This is a genomic window from Paenibacillus sp. RS8 (assembly GCF_041956825.1).
Lineage (GTDB): Bacteria > Bacillota > Bacilli > Paenibacillales > Paenibacillaceae > Paenibacillus_AQ.
This window is the reverse complement of record NZ_CP168131.1, coordinates 5,588,431-5,606,777: the sequence shown is the minus strand read 5'-3', so window position 1 is coordinate 5,606,777 and position 18,347 is coordinate 5,588,431. Positions and strand designations below refer to the sequence as shown.

The 18,347-nt window shown below is 42.6% G+C and carries 20 protein-coding genes; 18 read left to right on the top strand and 2 right to left on the bottom strand.

Going from position 1 to position 18,347, the window contains the following annotated elements; genetic code table 11:
- Window positions 1-58: 58 nt before the first annotated feature.
- The 9 genes from ACDZ28_RS26410 (at window position 59) to ACDZ28_RS26370 (ending at window position 8,668) form a co-directional block, all read left to right on the top strand.
- Window positions 59-967: a carbohydrate ABC transporter permease gene (locus ACDZ28_RS26410; protein ID WP_375103204.1), complete on the top strand. Its 909-nt coding sequence runs from the start codon at window positions 59-61 to the stop codon at window positions 965-967.
- 12 nt (window positions 968-979) lie between these two features.
- Window positions 980-1,888: a carbohydrate ABC transporter permease gene (locus ACDZ28_RS26405; protein WP_375103203.1), complete on the top strand. Its 909-nt coding sequence runs from the start codon at window positions 980-982 to the stop codon at window positions 1,886-1,888.
- Between the two features lie 12 nt (window positions 1,889-1,900).
- Window positions 1,901-2,761 (top strand): metallophosphoesterase family protein, encoded by an 861-nt coding sequence (locus ACDZ28_RS26400; RefSeq protein WP_375103202.1) that lies wholly within the window; start codon window positions 1,901-1,903, stop codon window positions 2,759-2,761.
- Window positions 2,758-3,960: a Gfo/Idh/MocA family protein gene (locus ACDZ28_RS26395; protein WP_042128625.1), complete on the top strand. Its 1,203-nt coding sequence runs from the start codon at window positions 2,758-2,760 to the stop codon at window positions 3,958-3,960. The genes ACDZ28_RS26400 and ACDZ28_RS26395 overlap by 4 nt, the downstream gene beginning before the upstream one ends.
- 2 nt (window positions 3,961-3,962) lie before the next feature.
- Window positions 3,963-4,478, top strand: coding sequence for a GNAT family N-acetyltransferase (locus ACDZ28_RS26390; RefSeq protein ID WP_375105420.1), 516 nt, complete (start codon window positions 3,963-3,965; stop codon window positions 4,476-4,478).
- Window positions 4,479-4,640: 162 nt separating this feature from the next.
- Entirely contained in the window at window positions 4,641-5,669 is a 1,029-nt protein-coding gene (locus ACDZ28_RS26385; RefSeq protein ID WP_375103201.1) for an ROK family protein, read from the top strand.
- A 19-nt stretch (window positions 5,670-5,688) separates the two neighbouring features.
- Complete coding sequence (locus tag ACDZ28_RS26380) at window positions 5,689-6,891, top strand: sugar MFS transporter (protein WP_375103200.1); 1,203 nt, start codon at window positions 5,689-5,691, stop codon at window positions 6,889-6,891.
- A gap of 65 nt (window positions 6,892-6,956) precedes the next feature.
- Window positions 6,957-8,048 (top strand): glycosyltransferase, encoded by a 1,092-nt coding sequence (locus ACDZ28_RS26375; protein ID WP_375103199.1) that lies wholly within the window; start codon window positions 6,957-6,959, stop codon window positions 8,046-8,048.
- The gene (locus ACDZ28_RS26370) at window positions 8,048-8,668 is read left to right on the top strand and encodes a glycerol-3-phosphate acyltransferase (RefSeq protein ID WP_375103198.1); all 621 of its coding nucleotides are present in this window, start codon (window positions 8,048-8,050) and stop codon (window positions 8,666-8,668) included. The genes ACDZ28_RS26375 and ACDZ28_RS26370 overlap by 1 nt, the downstream gene beginning before the upstream one ends.
- Before the next feature lie 99 nt (window positions 8,669-8,767).
- Here the strand turns inward: ACDZ28_RS26370 and ACDZ28_RS26365 are convergent, their stop codons facing one another.
- Window positions 8,768-10,276, bottom strand: a complete 1,509-nt coding sequence (locus ACDZ28_RS26365; RefSeq protein ID WP_375103197.1) for an MFS transporter — start codon at window positions 10,274-10,276, stop codon at window positions 8,768-8,770.
- A 114-nt stretch (window positions 10,277-10,390) separates the two neighbouring features.
- Here ACDZ28_RS26365 and ACDZ28_RS26360 point away from each other — a divergent pair, with 114 nt between their 5' ends.
- From ACDZ28_RS26360 to ACDZ28_RS26340, 5 genes are all read left to right on the top strand, one after another.
- Window positions 10,391-11,206 (top strand): MerR family transcriptional regulator, encoded by an 816-nt coding sequence (locus ACDZ28_RS26360; protein ID WP_375103196.1) that lies wholly within the window; start codon window positions 10,391-10,393, stop codon window positions 11,204-11,206.
- A gap of 135 nt (window positions 11,207-11,341) precedes the next feature.
- On the top strand, window positions 11,342-11,764 hold the full coding sequence (locus tag ACDZ28_RS26355) for an SRPBCC domain-containing protein (RefSeq protein ID WP_339286949.1): 423 nt from the start codon (window positions 11,342-11,344) through the stop codon (window positions 11,762-11,764).
- 1 nt (window position 11,765) lies between these two features.
- Window positions 11,766-12,098, top strand: coding sequence for a helix-turn-helix transcriptional regulator (locus ACDZ28_RS26350; protein WP_076118921.1), 333 nt, complete (start codon window positions 11,766-11,768; stop codon window positions 12,096-12,098).
- Between the two features lie 161 nt (window positions 12,099-12,259).
- The gene (locus ACDZ28_RS26345; RefSeq protein ID WP_375103195.1) at window positions 12,260-13,291 is read left to right on the top strand and encodes an ATP-binding cassette domain-containing protein; all 1,032 of its coding nucleotides are present in this window, start codon (window positions 12,260-12,262) and stop codon (window positions 13,289-13,291) included.
- The gene (locus tag ACDZ28_RS26340) at window positions 13,288-14,103 is read left to right on the top strand and encodes an ABC transporter permease (RefSeq protein ID WP_375103194.1); all 816 of its coding nucleotides are present in this window, start codon (window positions 13,288-13,290) and stop codon (window positions 14,101-14,103) included. Before ACDZ28_RS26345 ends, ACDZ28_RS26340 begins: the two co-directional genes overlap by 4 nt.
- A gap of 64 nt (window positions 14,104-14,167) precedes the next feature.
- Here ACDZ28_RS26340 and ACDZ28_RS26335 read toward each other — a convergent pair whose 3' ends face one another.
- Window positions 14,168-14,818 (bottom strand): TetR/AcrR family transcriptional regulator, encoded by a 651-nt coding sequence (locus ACDZ28_RS26335; protein WP_375103193.1) that lies wholly within the window; start codon window positions 14,816-14,818, stop codon window positions 14,168-14,170.
- Between the two features lie 197 nt (window positions 14,819-15,015).
- Between ACDZ28_RS26335 and ACDZ28_RS26330 the strand changes: the two genes are divergently transcribed.
- The 4 genes from ACDZ28_RS26330 to ACDZ28_RS26315 all read left to right on the top strand — a co-directional run bounded on the left by ACDZ28_RS26330 (window position 15,016) and on the right by ACDZ28_RS26315 (window position 18,226).
- Complete coding sequence (locus ACDZ28_RS26330; protein WP_375103192.1) at window positions 15,016-15,801, top strand: SDR family NAD(P)-dependent oxidoreductase; 786 nt, start codon at window positions 15,016-15,018, stop codon at window positions 15,799-15,801.
- 148 nt (window positions 15,802-15,949) lie between these two features.
- Complete coding sequence (locus tag ACDZ28_RS26325; RefSeq protein ID WP_339286945.1) at window positions 15,950-16,669, top strand: SDR family NAD(P)-dependent oxidoreductase; 720 nt, start codon at window positions 15,950-15,952, stop codon at window positions 16,667-16,669.
- Window positions 16,670-16,921: 252 nt separating this feature from the next.
- On the top strand, window positions 16,922-17,248 hold the full coding sequence (locus tag ACDZ28_RS26320; protein ID WP_375103191.1) for a PadR family transcriptional regulator: 327 nt from the start codon (window positions 16,922-16,924) through the stop codon (window positions 17,246-17,248).
- A gap of 6 nt (window positions 17,249-17,254) precedes the next feature.
- Window positions 17,255-18,226: a permease prefix domain 1-containing protein gene (locus ACDZ28_RS26315; protein ID WP_375103190.1), complete on the top strand. Its 972-nt coding sequence runs from the start codon at window positions 17,255-17,257 to the stop codon at window positions 18,224-18,226.
- Window positions 18,227-18,347 lie beyond the last annotated feature (121 nt).

Sequence of the window (18,347 nt, the reverse complement as noted above, 5' to 3'; positions counted from 1 at the left end):
AGCTTGGTAGCTTGTTCTGGCGTCCTTCCTTTATTCAATAATCGTAGAAACCTTAAACATGGAAGGATTGAATGGTATGAATGCCGGATGGAGTGAGAGGCTTAGACGAAACGGATTCGGCTGGGGACTTGTGTTGCCTTCGCTGCTCTTTCTTTGCTTGTTTACTTATTACCCTATGTTTAAATCGTTTTGGCTTAGCTTTTATGAGAAAAATTTAGCGACTCCTGAGCCTTTGTTCGTCGGTTTTGACAACTACATTAATCTATTGCATGACAATGTATTTATGAAGGTGTTCAGCAACAATATATGGTTCGCCATTGGCACAGTACCCACTTCATTGGCTTTGGCTTTCTTGATGGCACTGTTTGCCGATAAGGCGATAAAAGGGCGGGGACTGGCACGTCTTTCCTTTTTCTATCCGAATATGATCCCGATGATCGCTGTGGCGAACATCTGGTTGTTTCTGTATACTCCTCATTTTGGGCTCTTTGCCAGACTTGCTTCCTGGATCACAGATCAGCCTGTGAATTTGCTCGGAACGCCTGATACGGTGATGGGCGCATTAGTCATCATGATGATCTGGAAAGAAGCCGGATATTTTATGATTTTCTACTTAGCAGGAATGCAGCAAATTCCCAAGGATTTATATGAAGCCGCTGCAGTAAGCGGAGTCGGTACGTTCACTGCCATTCGTAGAATCACAATTCCGCTCACGATGCCGACTACCCTGTTCGTGGCCGTTGTAGCGATAACGAATTCCTTTAAGTTGGTAGACCATCTATGGATTATGACAAAGGGCGGTCCGAATAATGCGAGTAACCTGCTGCTTTATTATATCTATGAGTCGACCTTTAATTTCTACGATCAAGGGATGGCCGCATCAATGACGGTGATCATGATCGTATTGCTGCTCCTTATTTCCTCCCTGCAGTTTTTTGGTTGGGATCGGAAAATCCATTATGAATAGGAGGTGGAATCCATGGAGGATAATCCACTAAAGATGCCCTTAGTATTAAGGCAGAATTGCAGTAAAGCTTTAGAAGAGGAGCGCATTCTAAACTCCGGAAGAACGAAGCGCCGAATCCAGCAGATCCTGTGGCATGCGGTTGGATTTGCTTTTGCCGCGGTCTGGATCATTCCTTTCCTATGGGTGGTAAGAACGGCTTTTCTACCCAAAGATATCGCTATTGATTCGGGATGGTCTTGGAGCTTCACGTTTGAGAATCTGATTCATGTCTGGAATGGAGCACCTTTTGGACGGTTTTTAATGAATACATTGCTGGTGTGCGGTGTTGTTCTTGCTGTGCAGCTGGTTACGATGACGATGGCTGCTTATGCGTTCGCGCGGGTGCGTTTCTTCGGAAAAGATCTGCTATTCATGTTATTTTTAGTGCAAATTATGGTGCCACCGGATGTTCTTATCTTTTCCAACTATCAGGTGTTGAACGAAATGGGCTTGCTGGATACTAAGCTGGGGATTATTCTGCCTTACTTTGCCTCCTCCTTTGGAGTGTTTCTGTTAAGGCAGTCCTTCAAGCAGTTACCCTATGAGCTCGATGAAGCCGCCCGGGTGGAAGGCGCTTCACGCCTGCATATTCTTTCAAGAATCTATGTCCCGCTGTCACGCCCCATTTATGTGTCTTTTGCTATCGTGTCGGTCAGCTTTCATTGGAATGATTTCTTGTGGCCCCTTATTGTAACCAATTCGGAGGAGAATCGCTTATTAACCGTAGGTTTGGCGATGTTCGCAAAAGCCACGGAATCTGGTGCACAGTGGTCGGATGTCTGCGCGGCTACGCTAATTGTTTCGGCACCCTTAATGATTGGATTCTTATTGTTCCAGCGGCAAGTGATAGGAAGTTTTATGAGCTCTGGCATTAAAGGTTAGGAGGAGGCATTTATGAGGCTGGCGATTATCGGGGACTTACACTATCCGGACGAATTGTTAAACAACAAGGTTTTGATTAAAGAGGCACGAGATGCTTTTTACGAGCAATTTATGAATCTATTCTTGTCCATTCCAGCTGATTATCATATTTCTGTGGGGGATATGGTTCATGCGGGAGAATTCAGCGAATTTAATTATATCCTGAGTAAGATTAAAGACAGCAAACATCCTAGACGTTTTCTGCATGTTCTTGGCAATCATGATACGTACACTTATCCTAAGCAAGAAATCCTCTCGGTCACTCGGCAGCAGCGGTACAGTGTTATCGAAGAAACAACTGCGATCATTATATTGCTGGATACCGCACGGGAAAATCGAGACGATTGGAGCGGAACCCTTGATGATGAACAATTAGCCTGGCTCGAAGCACAAATGAAGCGGAAATCGGAAAAGCCTTTATTCGTTTTCGGCCACCATCCTCTGTATAATACGACGGCTAGATCCACCGAGCCAATGATGTCACTGGATCCCAGCTTGGATATTTGGCCGATATTGAAGCAGTGGCAAGGTGTGGGCTTCTATTTCAATGGCCACAATCATGTACATTCCATCGTAAGTAAAGAAAACTGGCATTTCATTCAAACGGCCTCTATTCTGGATATTCCTGCTGCTCGAATCCTTACTGTGCTTGAAGATGAAATCAGGTTAGAGATGGTTAATCTGGCCAGTGAGCAATTGAGTAAGTGGTCTTCATTATTTACCTTCAGCATTTTTGATTATGAAAAATATCCGCAGGCTGAAGGAGAGACGAGAGATCAGGAACTAATCATCAATCGGGTTCAAATGGACAGAAAGCAGGTGGATCAGCAATGAATCGACAGCCAGTAAGATTAGCGATCGTAGGTGGGAATCGCGGGGCCAGTTTTATGAATGCACTGTACTCTCTATCGGATCGGATACATCTGACCGCCACTTGTGACTTAAATGAGTGGGTGCTTAACCAATGGAAAGAGAAATTTCCGGAAATCCGAACGTATCGGGATTATCATGAAATGCTAAAAGATTCAGCGATTGATGCGGTATTTATCTTAAGCCCCATGCATTTGCATGCCAGACAATCTATTGATGCTTTAAAAGCAGGAAAACATGTCCTAAGCGAAGTGATTTCGATCCAATCCTTAGAGGAAGCTTGGGAGCTTATAGAAACTGTTGAGCAAACCGGACTTAAATATATGATGTCTGAAAATTACTGCTTCTCGCGCTCTAATCTAACGATTAAACATATGGCGGATCAAGGCATGTTCGGTGAAATTACTTATCTGGAAGGCGGCTATATCCATGATTTACGTCATTTGACTCATCATCCGGATGGTTCTCTGACTTGGCGGGGGCAATTACATCAGCAGTATAACGGGATCAATTATCCGACGCATTCTATAGGACCGGTTGCCCAATGGATTAACCTCAACAAGCCTGAGGGTGATCGATTAAAAAGCGTTTCGACTTTTGTTTCCAAATCTAGATCCTTACAATATTATTTCGGAGAGCATTATGGAAAAGATCACCCGGCAGCACGGGAAGGATTCTGGCGGCAAGGAGATAGTGCGGTTGCGGTCATTGAAACGGAAAAGGGCGTGCTAATTGAACTGCGCGTAGACTGGTCCTCCGTTAGACCACATAATAAAACACATTATTTGCTGCAAGGAACTGAGGGAGCGTATATTACGGGCCGTCATCAGTACGAAGAGGATTTGATCTGGTTCAAGAATCTCTCGCCCAAAAATATAGCGGATGGAGAGGAAATGTGGGAGCCGTTAAGCAGCTATCAGCCACTCTATGATCATCCAACATGGAAAAAATGGGGCGAATACGCTGCTGGGACAAAACATGGCGGAGGTGATTTTATGGTGCTTGAGGAATTCATTTCTGCTATTCAGGAGGATCGGACGCCTTCAGTGGACGTATATGATGCCGTTACTTGGAGCTCTGTGTTTACATTGTCTATGGAATCAGTAGAGAATGACGGGAAAGCAATAGCCTTTCCTGATTTTAAATCGAAGGTGAGGATTTGACGGTGGATCAGGCCCTCTCCAAGCTTGTAATGAAAAAAGAAATGCTGTCCGACTTACCTGTCTTTCACTGTCCTAACGGGTATCTAATTCGTCATTTCGAGCCGGATGATGAACGGAACTGGGAGGAGCTTATCCGCCATTCTTTTACGAGGGAAGTTAAATTTGCACATAAAATCAGTGATCATGTACCGCTTTATTCTGAGCGCTTGCTGTTCATTTGCCGTGGGAATCAGCCTGTTGCGACAGCTACAGCCTGGGAGTCGGGTAGTGAGGACCATAAGAACTGGTACTTGCATATGGTTGGGGTGCTTCCAGAATATTCTGGTAAAGGTCTCGGTTATGCTGTGAGTCTAGCTGTCTTACACAAAATAAGAGATTCAGGGGGAAAGGTAGCATGTTTAGAAACCGATGATTTCAGACTGCCCGCCATCCGCATTTATTTGAAATTAGGATTTCAGCCTGTGTACTTGGATGAAAGCCATCCTGGAAGATGGGAACGAATCCTGAAAAGGCTTTAAATTTGTTGATAATTAGGGGGGCTTCATGCCCCCTTATTCATGTTGGAGCTTCAGAGGGGCCGCATCCAAAAATTATGTTGTCGTTAAGATGTATTCCTGCTATAGTCATACTGACTTATTAAATGCATTTAATAAGTCAGTATGACTATAGGTGGGTGAGCCATGGCAAGTGATAAACGACTTCCTTCACAGCAATTGAAATCTGAGATTATTCGAGATATTCGAACTGCACTATTAGAACTTGGAAGAGCAACGAAAGCAGAGCTAAACCAAAAATTACAATACAGTTTCCCAACGATTAGTAAATTTCTAATGCAGATGGAAGAGGCAGGGGAAGTAACGATCATTGGCCTTGATGAATCTAGTGGCGGAAGAAGGGCAATAAGATACGCCTATAATCCGAATTATCGATTAGGAATGGCTATTTTTTTGGAAAAACATGAAACGAACTATACCATCTATAATTGCATTGGTGAGGTAATCAAAGAAGGGAATTTACCTAGTATTCTTGAGGAAGACGTTAGTACACTCGTCTCGCTTATTGAAGGTGAAAAAAAGGCCAATCCTAAGATTCATTCCGTAGCGATTGGTGTTCCAGGTGCAGTGAATCATGGGAAGATTTTTCTGATCCCAGGTTATGCGAAATATCAGAATCTAGATTTGAAAAGATGTATAGAAGATCAGCTCTCTATCCCGACAATCGTGGAAAATGATATGAATGCCGCTGTAATCGGTTATATGGCGCAAAGAAATTTGAAGGAGAATATTTCTTTGATGTATCTGTATTTAGGGAAAAACGGACCGGGAGCTGGGATAGCCGTTAATGGTGAAATTGTTCGGGGAAAGACGTTTTTTTCAGGGGAAGTTCAATATATGCCCCAGTATGATAATAGAAATTTCATAGAAGCATTAACTGGAGATCAGGGTGGATCAAGCCTGCAGCCGGATCATAAAGTAGATGCGATTAGTCGGTTAGTGGCTACTATGACCTCTATTTTGAATCCGCATTATATTATTTTTTGTGAGGATGAATTAGCTCCAGCTATGCTTAATCAAATCGCTGAGCGAACTGCTACATACGTTCCTAAGGAACATCTTCCGGAATTAGCGGTAAGTGACTTGAAGCGTGATTATCTGAATGGATTACAAAGTCTTGGATTAGGTTTATTAGTTTCACAACAAATAGATTAGAACCATTAAGGAGATAACGATGGCAACTTTTTTTCTAATTATTATTTATTTAGCATTTATTAGTTTAGGACTGCCAGATTCATTGCTTGGATCCGCATGGCCGGTGATGAGAATGGATTTAAATGCTTCATTAGGTACTGCTGGAATCCTCTCGATGGTTATTGCAGTAGGCACAATTGTATCGAGTTTGATGAGCGGTGTAATTCTTAAACGTTTTGGTACGGGGAAAGTGACCCTTGTAAGCTGTATCATGACTGCTGTAGCGTTGCTTGGTTTTGCATGGTCACCTTCATTAGTCTGGTTAATTGTTGCTGCGATTCCACTCGGTTTAGGTGCGGGATCTGTAGATGCCGGATTAAACAGTTATGTTGCTACGCACTATAAAGCGCATCATATGAGTTGGTTACATTGTTTCTGGGGAGTGGGCGCGACGCTGGGTCCTATTATTATGGGATCTTTTATCTCTGGAGAAGGTCTATGGCGACAAGGTTATCTTACGGTTGCTTATATTCAATTGAGTTTAGTGGTTATTCTATTCGTCACGCTGCCTTTATGGAAAAAAGTGGCTGTAAACAATAGCAACTCAAATGTTGAAAGTGATCATGACTTCAATCAGTCTGAGCTAGAACATGCAGCTGAGAACACAAAGCCTTGGAAACTAAGAGGGGTAAAACTAGCGATGTTAACCTTCTTATTTTATTCTGCCATTGAAACGAGTATGGGGTTATGGGGGAGTAGTTTTCTTGTGAATATCAAAGATGTCCCTGCATCGACTGCTGCTACATGGGTGTCGTTTTTTTACCTAGGGATTACTTTTGGTAGAATGGTGACGGGCTTCATTACTTTTAGAATGAGTAATAAACAGCTAATTCGATATGGTCAACTTATTGCTTTAATCGGTACAATATTGTTAGTCCTACCGCTTCCAACGATAGTTTCACTAGTAGGATTTATGATCATAGGTTTGGGGTTAGCTCCTATTTTTCCATGTATGCTACATGAAACCCCTGTACGATTCGGGAAGAAGCATGCTCAGTCAATTATGGGCTTTCAGATGGCAACAGCTTATACTGGTACCACGCTGGTACCGCCATTTATCGGTTTACTGGCCTCGAATTTTACGTTGGGTATTTTTCCTGCGATGATCGTTTTTTTCGCTATCGTCATGCTTTTATGTACAGAAAAGCTTAATAAATACTCAGCTAAAGTAAATGTAGGTTAAATTTGAAATGAATATATTACGGACTAACCCCTCATATATATAGATGTAGAAGGGGGGGAACCGTAATGTGGTTGTTAATGGTTATAGGCGTTGGATGTCTCTCCGGTTTTATTTTGTTCAGAAGAAATACCTTGAGCACTTATCACGAGCCTAATCAAGGACCGGAGAAATTGTCCATTATCATTCCTGCAAGGAATGAAGAATATAATTTGCGTTATCTGCTCGATTCACTTCAGTCTCAGACCCTTACACCCTATGAAATTATTGTGGTGGATGACTTCTCAGAGGATCGGACCAAAGAAATTGCCGAAAGCTATGGGGTTAAGGTTATTGTGAACAGCAGTCTCCCTGAGGGGTGGACGGGTAAGAGCTGGGCAGTATGGAATGGATATTTACAGGCCTCGGGCGATATTTTTGCTTTTTTGGATGCGGATATCCGATTAAAGCCTAACGCCTTGGCTTCATTATTAAAAGCAAGGGAGCTATCGAAAGGCGTCATTTCGGTAGTTCCTTTTCATCATACAGAAAAGCTGTTTGAGAGGCTCGCCCTAATCATGAATATGCTGGGGATCTTCACGTTCACCTCAGTTTTTGAAAGGAATAACGCCAAAAAAGGGCTGTACGGCTCGTGTATTCTAGCATTAAGGCAGGATTATGAAAAAGTTAATGGCCATCAAAGCATTAGATCTGAAGTGCTGGATGATTTGTCTTTAGGAGAAAAATTTATTGCGGCAGGTGTTCCGATCACCAATTATATCGGGTATGGCTTAGTATCGTTTCGCATGTATCCGAAGGGAATCAAAAGTGAAATTGAAGGCTTCAGTAAAGGGGCTGTCTTAAGCACCTCAACGTTAAGTCCACTGACGATTGTTCCAATTGCACTTTGGGTGGTTGGACTTATTGTTTCAGAAACCGTATTTGTCTTTGCGAATACTTCATGGTTTATGCCTTTATTGATAGGTTATCTTCTTTATATGTTTCAACTCTTTTATTTTATTAAATATGTAGGGGTATTCGGCATCGTTATCCCTGTATTTCACGTGGTGGCTACTCTTTTCTTTATCTTGATCATGCTTTATTCGATTTATCAGGTCGTTTTTCTAAGGCATGTAAGCTGGAAAGGAAGGCATATCCAGGTGGGAGGCCATAGGGACTAATGATCATATTGTGGATCGCGGGTTTATTTTTGTCGGGATCTCTTATGTTTTCCTACTGGCTTGGGCTGGCGCGTAAAAAGAATCTAAAATTCATAGGCGACGGTAATCCGGGGGCTTTGAATCTATGGAAGTCGTCCGGTTATAAATTCGGCATTTTAGGTATTATTTTGGATTTTCTAAAAGGATATTTGCCTCTTTTATGGGTAATGGAAAGTCATTATAGTGAAAGTTATCTCATTGTTCCGTTAGCTTTAGCTCCCATTGCAGGTCATGCCTTTTCTCCCTTTCTTAAAGGAAAAGGTGGGAAGGCGATCGCCGTGACCTTTGGGGTATGGAGTGCGTTGACAGGATTCAAAGCTTCTTTAGCGCTAGCTGTTATTTTAGCAGTGCTGAAAGTGATCGGTAGTTGGTTCAATCGCAGAGTCAAAACTCCTGTAACGGATGGTTTACAAGTGGTAAGCGGAATGCTGCTGCTTTCCGTATATCTGTATATCAGTAAGTGTTCTGCTCCTATTTTGTGGGTGTGGCTTGGGAGCTTTGTGATCCTTGTCTATACGCACAGATTTGAATGGAGTACGTGGCTACGGAAATATTCAACAAGGGAACGAAAAAGAACATAATATGATTTATTGAAAATAAACAAGGGTGTCCCAACAGCCATTTTTATGGCTATTGAGACACCCTCTTTCGGTGAAGCAAGTAGCTTCGTCTTACTAACATTATTGTTCTAGGATTGAGGATTTGCGTTTTGACACCGCACGGATGATAAACGCAGAAGCTAAAAGAAGGATTGTGGCAGTGGCAAGGACAACAATAAACGACTGATCAAAAGCTGATTGTGCGGTTTCAACGAGCGCGGATCCAGCATCAGTAGGCATATTTTTTGCAGCTAGAAGAGCCTCGTCAAGGCTGTCGCGAACGATCGGCGGGACTGTTAATCCATCTGGGACAACTAATGATGCTGTATAGATGAATGATGAAAGACTGCCTAGAAGCGTAATACTTAGGGCGCTGCCGAGTTCGAACGATACTTCCTCTATAGATGCGGCCATGCCGGCTTGTTCAACAGGAACATTTAGCATGATTGAATTTGAGGCTGCAGTCATCGCTCCCCCAAGACCTGCGCCCAGAATCATTAAAGCTGCGAACTGTAAGAAGATATTCCCGTCATGGAAGAGTAGAAGGGTGCCCATTCCTATACCTGACACTAACAGACAGACCCACTGTACTTTTACTTTATCCACACGATGCAACACTAGTCCGATGAGTATCCCTGAGATGAAGGACGCTATCGAAGTGAATACAACGTACAAGCCCGCTTCCAACGGTGTATATCCAAGAACAAGCTGGAGCCGTTGAGTCACGATCAATTCCATTCCAATAAGTGCAAAACAAGACAATAGCGCTGTAGCCACTCCTGTAGAAAAGTGGGAGTCTCTGAATAGTGCAAAATCTATTAATGGATTCTGGCTCTTACGTTGATGGCGCATAAATATGATCATAGCTACGACACCAATCACGGCAGATAACACAGCGACTGCAATTGAACCTTCACGTCTGCTGATCTCCTTAACTGCATAAACAAGGGCAACCAGACCAATCATAATTTGAACAGAACCAATGAAATCCCATTTCTTATTCTTATTCCCTTTAAGATTTGGGATTAGTAAGATGGCCAAGAACAGTGCAAGAATAACTATAGGAATATTGATAAGGAACACCGATCCCCACCAGAAATGTTCCAGTAAAAAACCACCAACGAGTGGACCCATTCCTGCTCCTACAGAGGAGACAGATGCCCAAATTCCTACGGCTAGTGAACGCTCACGCTCATCCGAAAAAGTAGTTCGAATAATGGAGAGTGTTGCGGGCATCATCATGGCTGCACCAATAGCTAGTAGGGTACGCGCAGCAATAAGCACGAGAGGTGTCGGTGCGTAGGCAGCGATTAATGAAGCCAACCCAAAGATAGTAAGTCCCATAACGAAGAGTTTTTTATGCCCAAGACGATCGCCTAGTGTGCCAAGACCGAGTAATAATCCTGCCATTACGAGTGGATAAATATTTACGATCCATAGTTTTTCCGATGCCGAAGCAGCAAGATCATGCGTAAGTCGGGGTAGAACCGAATAAAGTACGGTCATGTCGATAACGATCATAAAGAGTGCGCTGGACACAATCGCCAGCACGATCCAGCGTTGAATTTTAGATAGATTTGATGAAAACATGGGTAATCCTCCTAAGATGATAGTAGCTAATAACGTTACCTTGACAAGGTAATGGTGTTCCGTTATTGTACTTTGAGGTATAGGGTAACCCGATAGTCAAGAGGAGTGATTTGAATGTCTATTGATTATGATCAATACTTTACGACGAGCGAGTTCGCAAAGGTATGTGGGGTAACGAAGCATACGTTATTCCATTATGATGACATTGGTATATTAAAACCGGAGATCGTGAAGGAAAACGGATATCGTTATTATTCCTATAAGCAGTTTTATACCTTTGATATTATTGCCGTATTGAAAGGGACAGGAACGCCGTTGAATGAGATCAAAGAATATATACAAGATCAAAACACAGTGCATTTTTTATCCATGCTTAAGCAAAAACAGCTGCAGTTGGTTGAAGAACAAAAAAAGTTAGAGCGCATGCAAAGGCTTTTACAAGGAGCTATAGATAATACGAATCGTGCGCTCTACGTTAATTGTGGAGAACCCTGGGTCGAGGAATGTGATGAAGAGTATTTTATTGCGGTTAGACTCTCGAAGGAGAAGGGTGAGAAGGATCATGTACGAAAAGTATATCGAATCTTCGATTATTGCGATGAACATCATCTTGAATATGACTTTCCGATAGGTTCGATTATTTGTAAAAGCAGTTTGGAAGAAGGCGACTATGACCCGGATTATTATTGTAATAAAATCAATGAAAAGCATAACGGTGAATTACTTTATATCAAGCCAAAGGGTAAATATTTGATCATGAATCACAAGGGATCTTATGAAAGCTTACCTGCGTCATATGAGAAGCTAATGTCATATATTGCTGAAAATGATTTACACATAACCGGAAATGCTTATGAGTATGAATTGCTTAGTTATTTAGCTGTAGGGGATCCAGATAAGTATGTTATTCAAATTGCGATCCAAATATAAAAGAACCATACAATGGAAGCTGTATTGTACTACCAACCATCTAACAAAATCTGTAAATTGACATAACACCAAATGGTGTTATAATAAAAATGAAACCGAAAGGTGTTACATTAAAATGAATTTTGGAGGCCATTTATGCACACTCAAGGACCACTACAAGACATTCGCCAAACAATTACACTCAATGCGCCCATTGAAAAAGTATGGAAAGCCATTTCCACTGCTGAAGGAATAGCTGCCTGGTGGATGCCAAGTACATTCGAGCCAGTGGTAGGCCATGAGTTCATTCTACATGCTGGACAATTCGGGGATTCCCCTTGTAAAGTTACAGAGATTGATGAGCCGAACCGTGTCGGTTTCAATTGGGGGAAGGATTGGCATCTTGCCTTTGAATTGAAAGAAATGGATGGGAAAACGGAGTTCACCGTGATCCACTCTGGATGGGACCCTGAAAAGGTAACTGAATTTGGTCAACCTCATCCTATCGTTCGTGGCTTTATGAACGGCGGCTGGGAGAAAATCGTCCAAGAAAAACTTCCTGCTTATATCGAGGCTTAAGATGCCAGTCGCTGAATCTGGACATGATGTCTTTCAAGCGATAGCAGATCCTACCCGTCGCAGTCTGCTAAAGCTGCTTGCTAATAAGGAAATGTCCATAGCATCTATCTCGGACTGCTACCCGATCAGCCGAACCGCAGTTAACAAGCATTTACAAGTATTGTCCGATGCGCAGCTTGTTAGCAGTCAGAAAGTCGGCCGGGAGACTCGCTACAAGCTTCAGCCAGAGCCTCTACTGGAGCTTCAAGATTGGCTTACCTTTTTTGAACAATACTGGGCTAATAAATTGATTGCGCTTAAAGAATATGTTGAAGCAGACTCAGACGAAAAGTGATAAAGCCGGGAAGCGTGGATCGCGCTGCCCGGCTTTTTTTGTTTGTTCTTCTAGAAACTAAATAAATGGATAAGTTTAACTCCGTTTAAAGCATCGTTTAAATTCAGTTTATAAATGGGGTTTACTATCACCATATAATCTGAAACGTTGGGGGAATTACTATGGTGCAAGTACAGAACAAGATTCTAACACCAGACCATAACGAGTGGGCCGTCGAGGCGCGGGGACTGGTCAAAACATTTGGAGACAATCGCGCGGTGGATGGCGTGAATTTGAACGTGAAAGCTGGTACGATCTATGGCGTACTCGGTCCGAATGGGGCAGGAAAGACTACCGTCATTCGGATGCTGGCAACCTTACTTCGTCCCGATGCAGGTACTGGGCGAATCTTCGGGCATGATGTGGTGAAGGAGTCGCAGATTGTTAGGCAATTAATTGGTGTGACAGGACAATATGCCTCCGTCGATGAGTCATTAAGTGCTACAGAGAATCTTATTATCTTCTCTCGGCTATTAGGGTTTGGACGCGTAGAGTCGCGGAAAAAAGCAACAGAATTACTGGAAGAGTTTGGTCTGACTGAGGCGGCTAAACGGCCTCTTCGAAATTTCTCTGGCGGTATGCGTCGCCGTCTGGATTTGGCAGCTAGCCTTATTGCACAACCACCTTTAATTTTCCTAGATGAACCAACTACAGGGCTTGATCCTCGCACTCGTTCACAGATGTGGGATACTATTCGTCGATTGGTGAATACGGGATCAACGGTTCTTCTGACTACACAGTACCTTGAAGAAGCAGATCAACTGGCTGATCGGATCGCAGTTATCGATCGTGGGCAAGTCGTTGCAGAGGGGACAGCGGATGATTTGAAAGCGTCTGTGGGTACCACATCACTTCACCTGAAGGTTCAACATCTAAAAGATATTGAACTAGCCCGTCAGCGTGTGGAACATGTGCTTAAAATTCAGTCCGTGGTATCGTACGAAACTGGGAAAATAACGGCACCGATGGCGGACGCTGATTTAGTTACAGACCTACTTATTGCACTTCGTGAGGAAGGTATTCACTTGGCTGAGATGAGTGTGCAGAAACCGACGCTTGATGAAGTATTCCTAACGATTACAGGTCATGGTGCTACGGATGAAGCGCCAACAGCGTCCCAAGAGTCAAATGTTAAGGAGGCAGCAAGAGTATGAGAACCACTACAATAAATTCGGGTGTTAACCGCCCATTGAAAAACCATACGAGCTTTCGGCAATCTGTACGCAACTCGTTAACGATGGCTTATCGTGGGATACTGAAAATTCGACGTACTCCTGAGCAATTGTTCGACGTTACACTTCAGCCAATTATTTTCACGCTGATGTTTACCTATATCTTTGGAGGGGCTATATCTGGTGACGTGGTAAGTTATTTGCCTGTTATTATCCCCGGTATACTTGTGCAGACTGTAATCACTACCTCCATCGTTACTGGCGTCCAATTACGTGAGGACATGGATAAAGGCGTGTTCGACCGATTCAAATCACTGCCAATAGCTCGAATAGCCCCGTTAGCGGGAGCTTTGTTGGCGGACACGATTAGATACACGATTGCTACTGTGCTTACATTTACCATGGGCTACATTATGGGTTACCGTCCTGATGGCGGTCTGGAACATGTCGCATTCGCTGCGCTTCTTGTTATTGTTTGTGCTTGGTCGATTAGCTGGATTTTTGCTTTCTTCGGTGTGATTGCACGGACTGCTTCTAGTGTGCAGGGGATATCAATGATTGTGTTGTTCCCACTTACGTTTCTATCTAATGCCTTCGTGCCTGTCGATACGCTGCCTAACTGGTTACAATGGTTTGTTAAAGTCAATCCAATCTCACATCTCGTTTCTGCCGTACGACAACTTACTAACTTTGGAACCGTAGGTTGGGATTTCAGTATCTCTTTGATTGGAGCAGCTGTCATCGTCGCAATATTTGCACCTATTACGGTACGTGCTTATATGCGTCGGACATAATTTGAAACGAAAAAAAACGGCAGAAATGCCGTTTTTTTGTATTCTCCGCAAAAATCCTCTTTTATTAATTATCGCTTCTAAAGAACGTATGAATTAAATTGGATACTGATCTATCATACAATGTTTTAGCAGTTTCTTCATTTTGAATATGTCCCCCAAAATGCAGATGAATGACGCCATGCAATGACGCCCACACCAGGTTCACAACAAGGAGGGGGTCTTTCTCGTTAATAAACCCTTGTTCGATGGCTTCTGTAATAAGGGCTATCACTTGTTGTAGTGCCGTAAAGATAGCATGTAAACTATCCTCCTCCGGTTTGAATTCGCTAAAGGCCCCTCCGAACATAACCATATAATAGCTGGTATGATTCCGTGAGAAATCCCAATAAGCTTGTCCAAGATCGCGAAGATATAAATTTAGATTGTCTTGTTTTGGGACCGCTTGAAAGGCAGCAGCCAACAATTTACAGCCTTGCAGAAAAAGCTCCTTCGCTAAACCTTCCTTGTTTCCAAATAAGTTATAAATGATTTTTGTGGGACATTCCATTTTTTCAGCAACCTTGCGGATGGTTACACCTTCAGGTCCGGATTCATGCATAATGGCCGCAGCGGCTTCGATAATATTCAGTCTTAATATTTCTGCATGCTGTAGTTTTGCTTTTGGGTAGGTTGTAACGGATTGAGTATCTATAGAAGATATTTTGGATTTTTGCATGTAGTTTCACTTCCTTAGAACTTTACTTTAGCTTTTTTCAAATAGCCGTTAATTCTAAACCTTATTTTACTGATGTAGAAGAGAAATAGCCAATAATTAAATGTAGAACTTTATTTGACAACGCAACCTCACATGGATACAATGATTCATATTGAAACACTGTTTCTAAGTGGTCATTAAAGGGGGAGATGATAGCCATGATACTTATTCAAAATAAATGGACATTAATTACAGGTGCTTCTTCAGGAATAGGTGAAGCGTTTGCTCGAGAACTTGCAGCCAAAGGAAGTCATTTGATATTAGTCGCCCGTTCCGAAGATAAATTGATCGCTTTAGCGGAAAAATTACGAAGAGAATTTCATATTCAAGCGGAGGTTTTAGTTGCTGATTTATCGCTAGAAGGTTCTCCTAGCAGGCTCTATCAACAATGTATGGAACGTGGTCTGAACGTTGATATTCTTATTAATAATGCAGGTTTTGCTACGTATGGGCTTTTTGAACAACTGTCTGGGCCAAGACAACATGAAGAAGTGATGCTAAATATTTTGGCGGTAGTAGATCTGACCCATTTATTTTTGCCAGAGATGTTAAGAAGAAAAAGCGGAGTGATTATAAACGTTGCATCAACAGCAGCATTTCAACCTCTCCCTAATATGGCTGTATATGGAGCGACAAAAGCTTTTGTATTATCATTTACACAAGCACTATGGGAGGAAAATCGGAAACGGGGAGTACAATTTCTTGCGTTATGTCCAGGGTCTACGGAAACAGAATTTTTTAATGTTGTGGGAGCCGATGAAGCTTCAGTAGGGAAACGAGATACTCCAGAAAATGTGGTTCAAGTCGCTCTTCGGTCGCTTCAAGCTAGAAAAATATTTGCTGTTCCAGGATTTACAAACTATATTTCAGCTCAAATGTCACGGCTTTTCACACGTAAACAAATGCTTTATTTTGTAGGACGTATGCTCCGTACGCGACATTAATAGCTCAGCATTTTGCTTCGATGAAGTAAACGCAGGTTTTGTCGCTTAACCCAAATGAGACAGCTTCACATAAAACCCTACATCTTCATGTTCATCGATGGTAATATGATATGAAAATAAAATGATAAACATGGGAAAGGGAGACAGTATGAGAAACTATCTGATTTTGGGGGCAAGTAAAGGTTTGGGAGATGCATTTGTGAAAGGGTTACCTGAGTCTGGCGATCAAGTTTGGATCGTTTCCAGAAGCAGGCCAGGCAGTCTCGATCTTAATGATGGCATAAAACGAATCTGGATTGCAGTAGATTTATCACAGCCAGATGCCGCACAAGTCTTATCAAAGGGCATTCAAACGGAGAAACTGGATGTTCTAGTTTATAACGTAGGCATTTGGGAAAAAGAAGGGTTTGAGTCTCACTATACGTTTGACAAAGATGAGGCAAGTGACATTGCCAACATTATAAATGTGAATATAACCTCAACAATTACCTGCATACAGGCTGTACTGCCTAATCTTCGCCAATCGGAGGCAGGGAAAATTATTCTAATTGGCTCCACAGCAGGTCTGGATCATACCAATAACGCCCAGGTATCCTTTGTAGCTTCCAAGTTCGGTCTGCGTGGCATTACTCATGCATTACGAGAGCATGTTCGCAAGGATGGCATTGCTGTTACTTGTGTGAATCCGGGTGAGTTGGCAGCAGAAATTCCTTATGAAGATGGCGTGGAAAAAGCAATTGCAGAATATAGCGGCACAAGAATTCCTGTTCAGGACATTGTCTCCATTGTGAAATGTGTCGTTAACCTCTCTAGCGCTTCCTGTGTCAAAGAAATTCAAATTCCTGCAATGTCTGATTTGAATGCATAATAAATCTTAGTTGCCCTGTTCATAATTTTACAAAAGCCGCTATCTATGGATTACTCTATGATAGCGGCTTTTTGCTGTGGTATAAGGCTGTATAGGATTTCTATTAGGGTCATAAAAAGCATGCTCATTTATAGCATAGAACCAGTTAGGTTTTTTTTGCCTATTTTTCCCTAAACTACTTCATCTGTCGTAGTAATTATGTTATACTGCAACTACTACGACAGATGAAGTAATCGAGGAGGTCTACCATTATTGATCAGTAGTGATGTTATACGCGGTTACAATGATACGCTGATCCTCTTCATGCTGCTGGATGGAGAATCCTATGGGTATGAAATTTCTAAAAACATCAGGCAGTTGACGCAGGAGAAGTACATTATGAAGGAGACAACCTTGTATTCCGCTTTTACCAGGTTAGAGAAGAACGGTTACATTGAATCCTTTTTCCAGGATGAGAGTCTCGGTAAGCGGCGTACGTATTATCGGATTACTTCGCTAGGTCTCGCCTATTATAAGGAGAAATGTGAGGAGTGGAAGATTACTCAGGAAGTTGTTAACCAATTTATCAGAGAGTGGTGATAGAGCATGGAGACGATTGTAGTATATCTGGATAATATGTTCGCTAACCTTCCAAAAACTCCGGAACTGGAGCGTTTGAAGCGAGAACTGCTGTATGGTATGGAGGAGAAGTATCAGGAGTTGAAACATGATGGCAAGTCGGAAAATGAAGCGATCGGTGTCGTTATTTCGGAATTCGGTAATATTGAAGAGTTGACCGCTGAGCTCGGTATCCAGCCTGTCGAATCGGAGCAGGTTGTGAATGTTCCTGTGCTAACAGAAGGAGAGGCTTACGCTTATGTGGCTGCCAGACGTAGTGCAGGGATGTGGACTGGTATCGGCGTTTTTCTATGTGCATGTGGAGTGGCGTTTTTGATTGGTCTTGATACACTGTTTGAACATAAAAATGCTATTGTGGCTGATAAAGGCTCGATGTTAGGGCTTGTAGGAATGTTCATGCTGGTTGCTGTTGCGGTGGGAATGTTCATCTATAGCGGAATGAAGCTTGAGCGATTCAAACGTCTGGAGCAGGGCTTCCAATTACCTTATGCGCTCAAAGCGGCACTTCAGCGCAGCCAAGCCCTTTATGCTCCGACCTATCGCCTTTCACTGATTACAGGCGTTTGCCTGTGCGTGTTATCACCGGCTTTTATCTTCGCAACTTCATTTGTTAACGATGACTATACTCCATATGGAGTTGTTGCCTTTTTACCGATCGCGGCAGTGGCGGTGTTTCTGTTCATCTATTACGGTAATATCCAAGGTGCATATACGAAGCTGCTGGAGGAGCCGATAATTACTGTACAAAAGAAGGAAGAGGACCGATTTATAGGAGCTGTGGGGGCGATATTGTGGCCTTTGGCGACAGTGATCTTCTTGTTCACAGGATTTGTCTATCAGCGCTGGGATGTCAACTGGGCCGTATTCCCGATTGCCGGTATTCTCTCTGGCATGTTCAGCAATATCTATCATATTACGAAACGTAAAAATGTCTCCTAAGAGGTTCTCAACAATCATAATTTAAATAAATAGGAGAGTAACGCAAGGAATAAAATAGGCAGTTTACCAGTATGAACTAACTGGTAGGCTGCCTATTTGTGTTGAAGTTTAATAGAGCGCT

Excerpts from the sequence above, each read along its gene's own strand:
- ACDZ28_RS26410 (WP_375103204.1), top strand. The coding sequence starts at position 59 with ATGGAAGGATTGAATGGTATGAATGCCGGATGGAGTGAGAGGCTTAGA.
- ACDZ28_RS26375 (WP_375103199.1), top strand. The coding sequence starts at position 6,957 with ATGTGGTTGTTAATGGTTATAGGCGTTGGATGTCTCTCCGGTTTTATT.
- ACDZ28_RS26315 (WP_375103190.1), top strand. The coding sequence starts at position 17,255 with ATGGAGACGATTGTAGTATATCTGGATAATATGTTCGCTAACCTTCCA.
- ACDZ28_RS26380 (WP_375103200.1), top strand. The coding sequence starts at position 5,689 with ATGGCAACTTTTTTTCTAATTATTATTTATTTAGCATTTATTAGTTTA.
- ACDZ28_RS26400 (WP_375103202.1), top strand. The coding sequence starts at position 1,901 with ATGAGGCTGGCGATTATCGGGGACTTACACTATCCGGACGAATTGTTA.
- ACDZ28_RS26365 (WP_375103197.1), bottom strand. The coding sequence starts at position 10,276 with ATGTTTTCATCAAATCTATCTAAAATTCAACGCTGGATCGTGCTGGCG.
- ACDZ28_RS26360 (WP_375103196.1), top strand. The coding sequence starts at position 10,391 with ATGTCTATTGATTATGATCAATACTTTACGACGAGCGAGTTCGCAAAG.
- ACDZ28_RS26355 (WP_339286949.1), top strand. The coding sequence starts at position 11,342 with ATGCACACTCAAGGACCACTACAAGACATTCGCCAAACAATTACACTC.
- ACDZ28_RS26405 (WP_375103203.1), top strand. The coding sequence starts at position 980 with ATGGAGGATAATCCACTAAAGATGCCCTTAGTATTAAGGCAGAATTGC.
- ACDZ28_RS26340 (WP_375103194.1), top strand. The coding sequence starts at position 13,288 with ATGAGAACCACTACAATAAATTCGGGTGTTAACCGCCCATTGAAAAAC.
- ACDZ28_RS26345 (WP_375103195.1), top strand. The coding sequence starts at position 12,260 with ATGGTGCAAGTACAGAACAAGATTCTAACACCAGACCATAACGAGTGG.
- ACDZ28_RS26350 (WP_076118921.1), top strand. The coding sequence starts at position 11,766 with ATGCCAGTCGCTGAATCTGGACATGATGTCTTTCAAGCGATAGCAGAT.
- ACDZ28_RS26330 (WP_375103192.1), top strand. The coding sequence starts at position 15,016 with ATGATACTTATTCAAAATAAATGGACATTAATTACAGGTGCTTCTTCA.
- ACDZ28_RS26325 (WP_339286945.1), top strand. The coding sequence starts at position 15,950 with ATGAGAAACTATCTGATTTTGGGGGCAAGTAAAGGTTTGGGAGATGCA.
- ACDZ28_RS26335 (WP_375103193.1), bottom strand. The coding sequence starts at position 14,818 with ATGCAAAAATCCAAAATATCTTCTATAGATACTCAATCCGTTACAACC.
- ACDZ28_RS26370 (WP_375103198.1), top strand. The coding sequence starts at position 8,048 with ATGATCATATTGTGGATCGCGGGTTTATTTTTGTCGGGATCTCTTATG.
- ACDZ28_RS26385 (WP_375103201.1), top strand. The coding sequence starts at position 4,641 with ATGGCAAGTGATAAACGACTTCCTTCACAGCAATTGAAATCTGAGATT.
- ACDZ28_RS26395 (WP_042128625.1), top strand. The coding sequence starts at position 2,758 with ATGAATCGACAGCCAGTAAGATTAGCGATCGTAGGTGGGAATCGCGGG.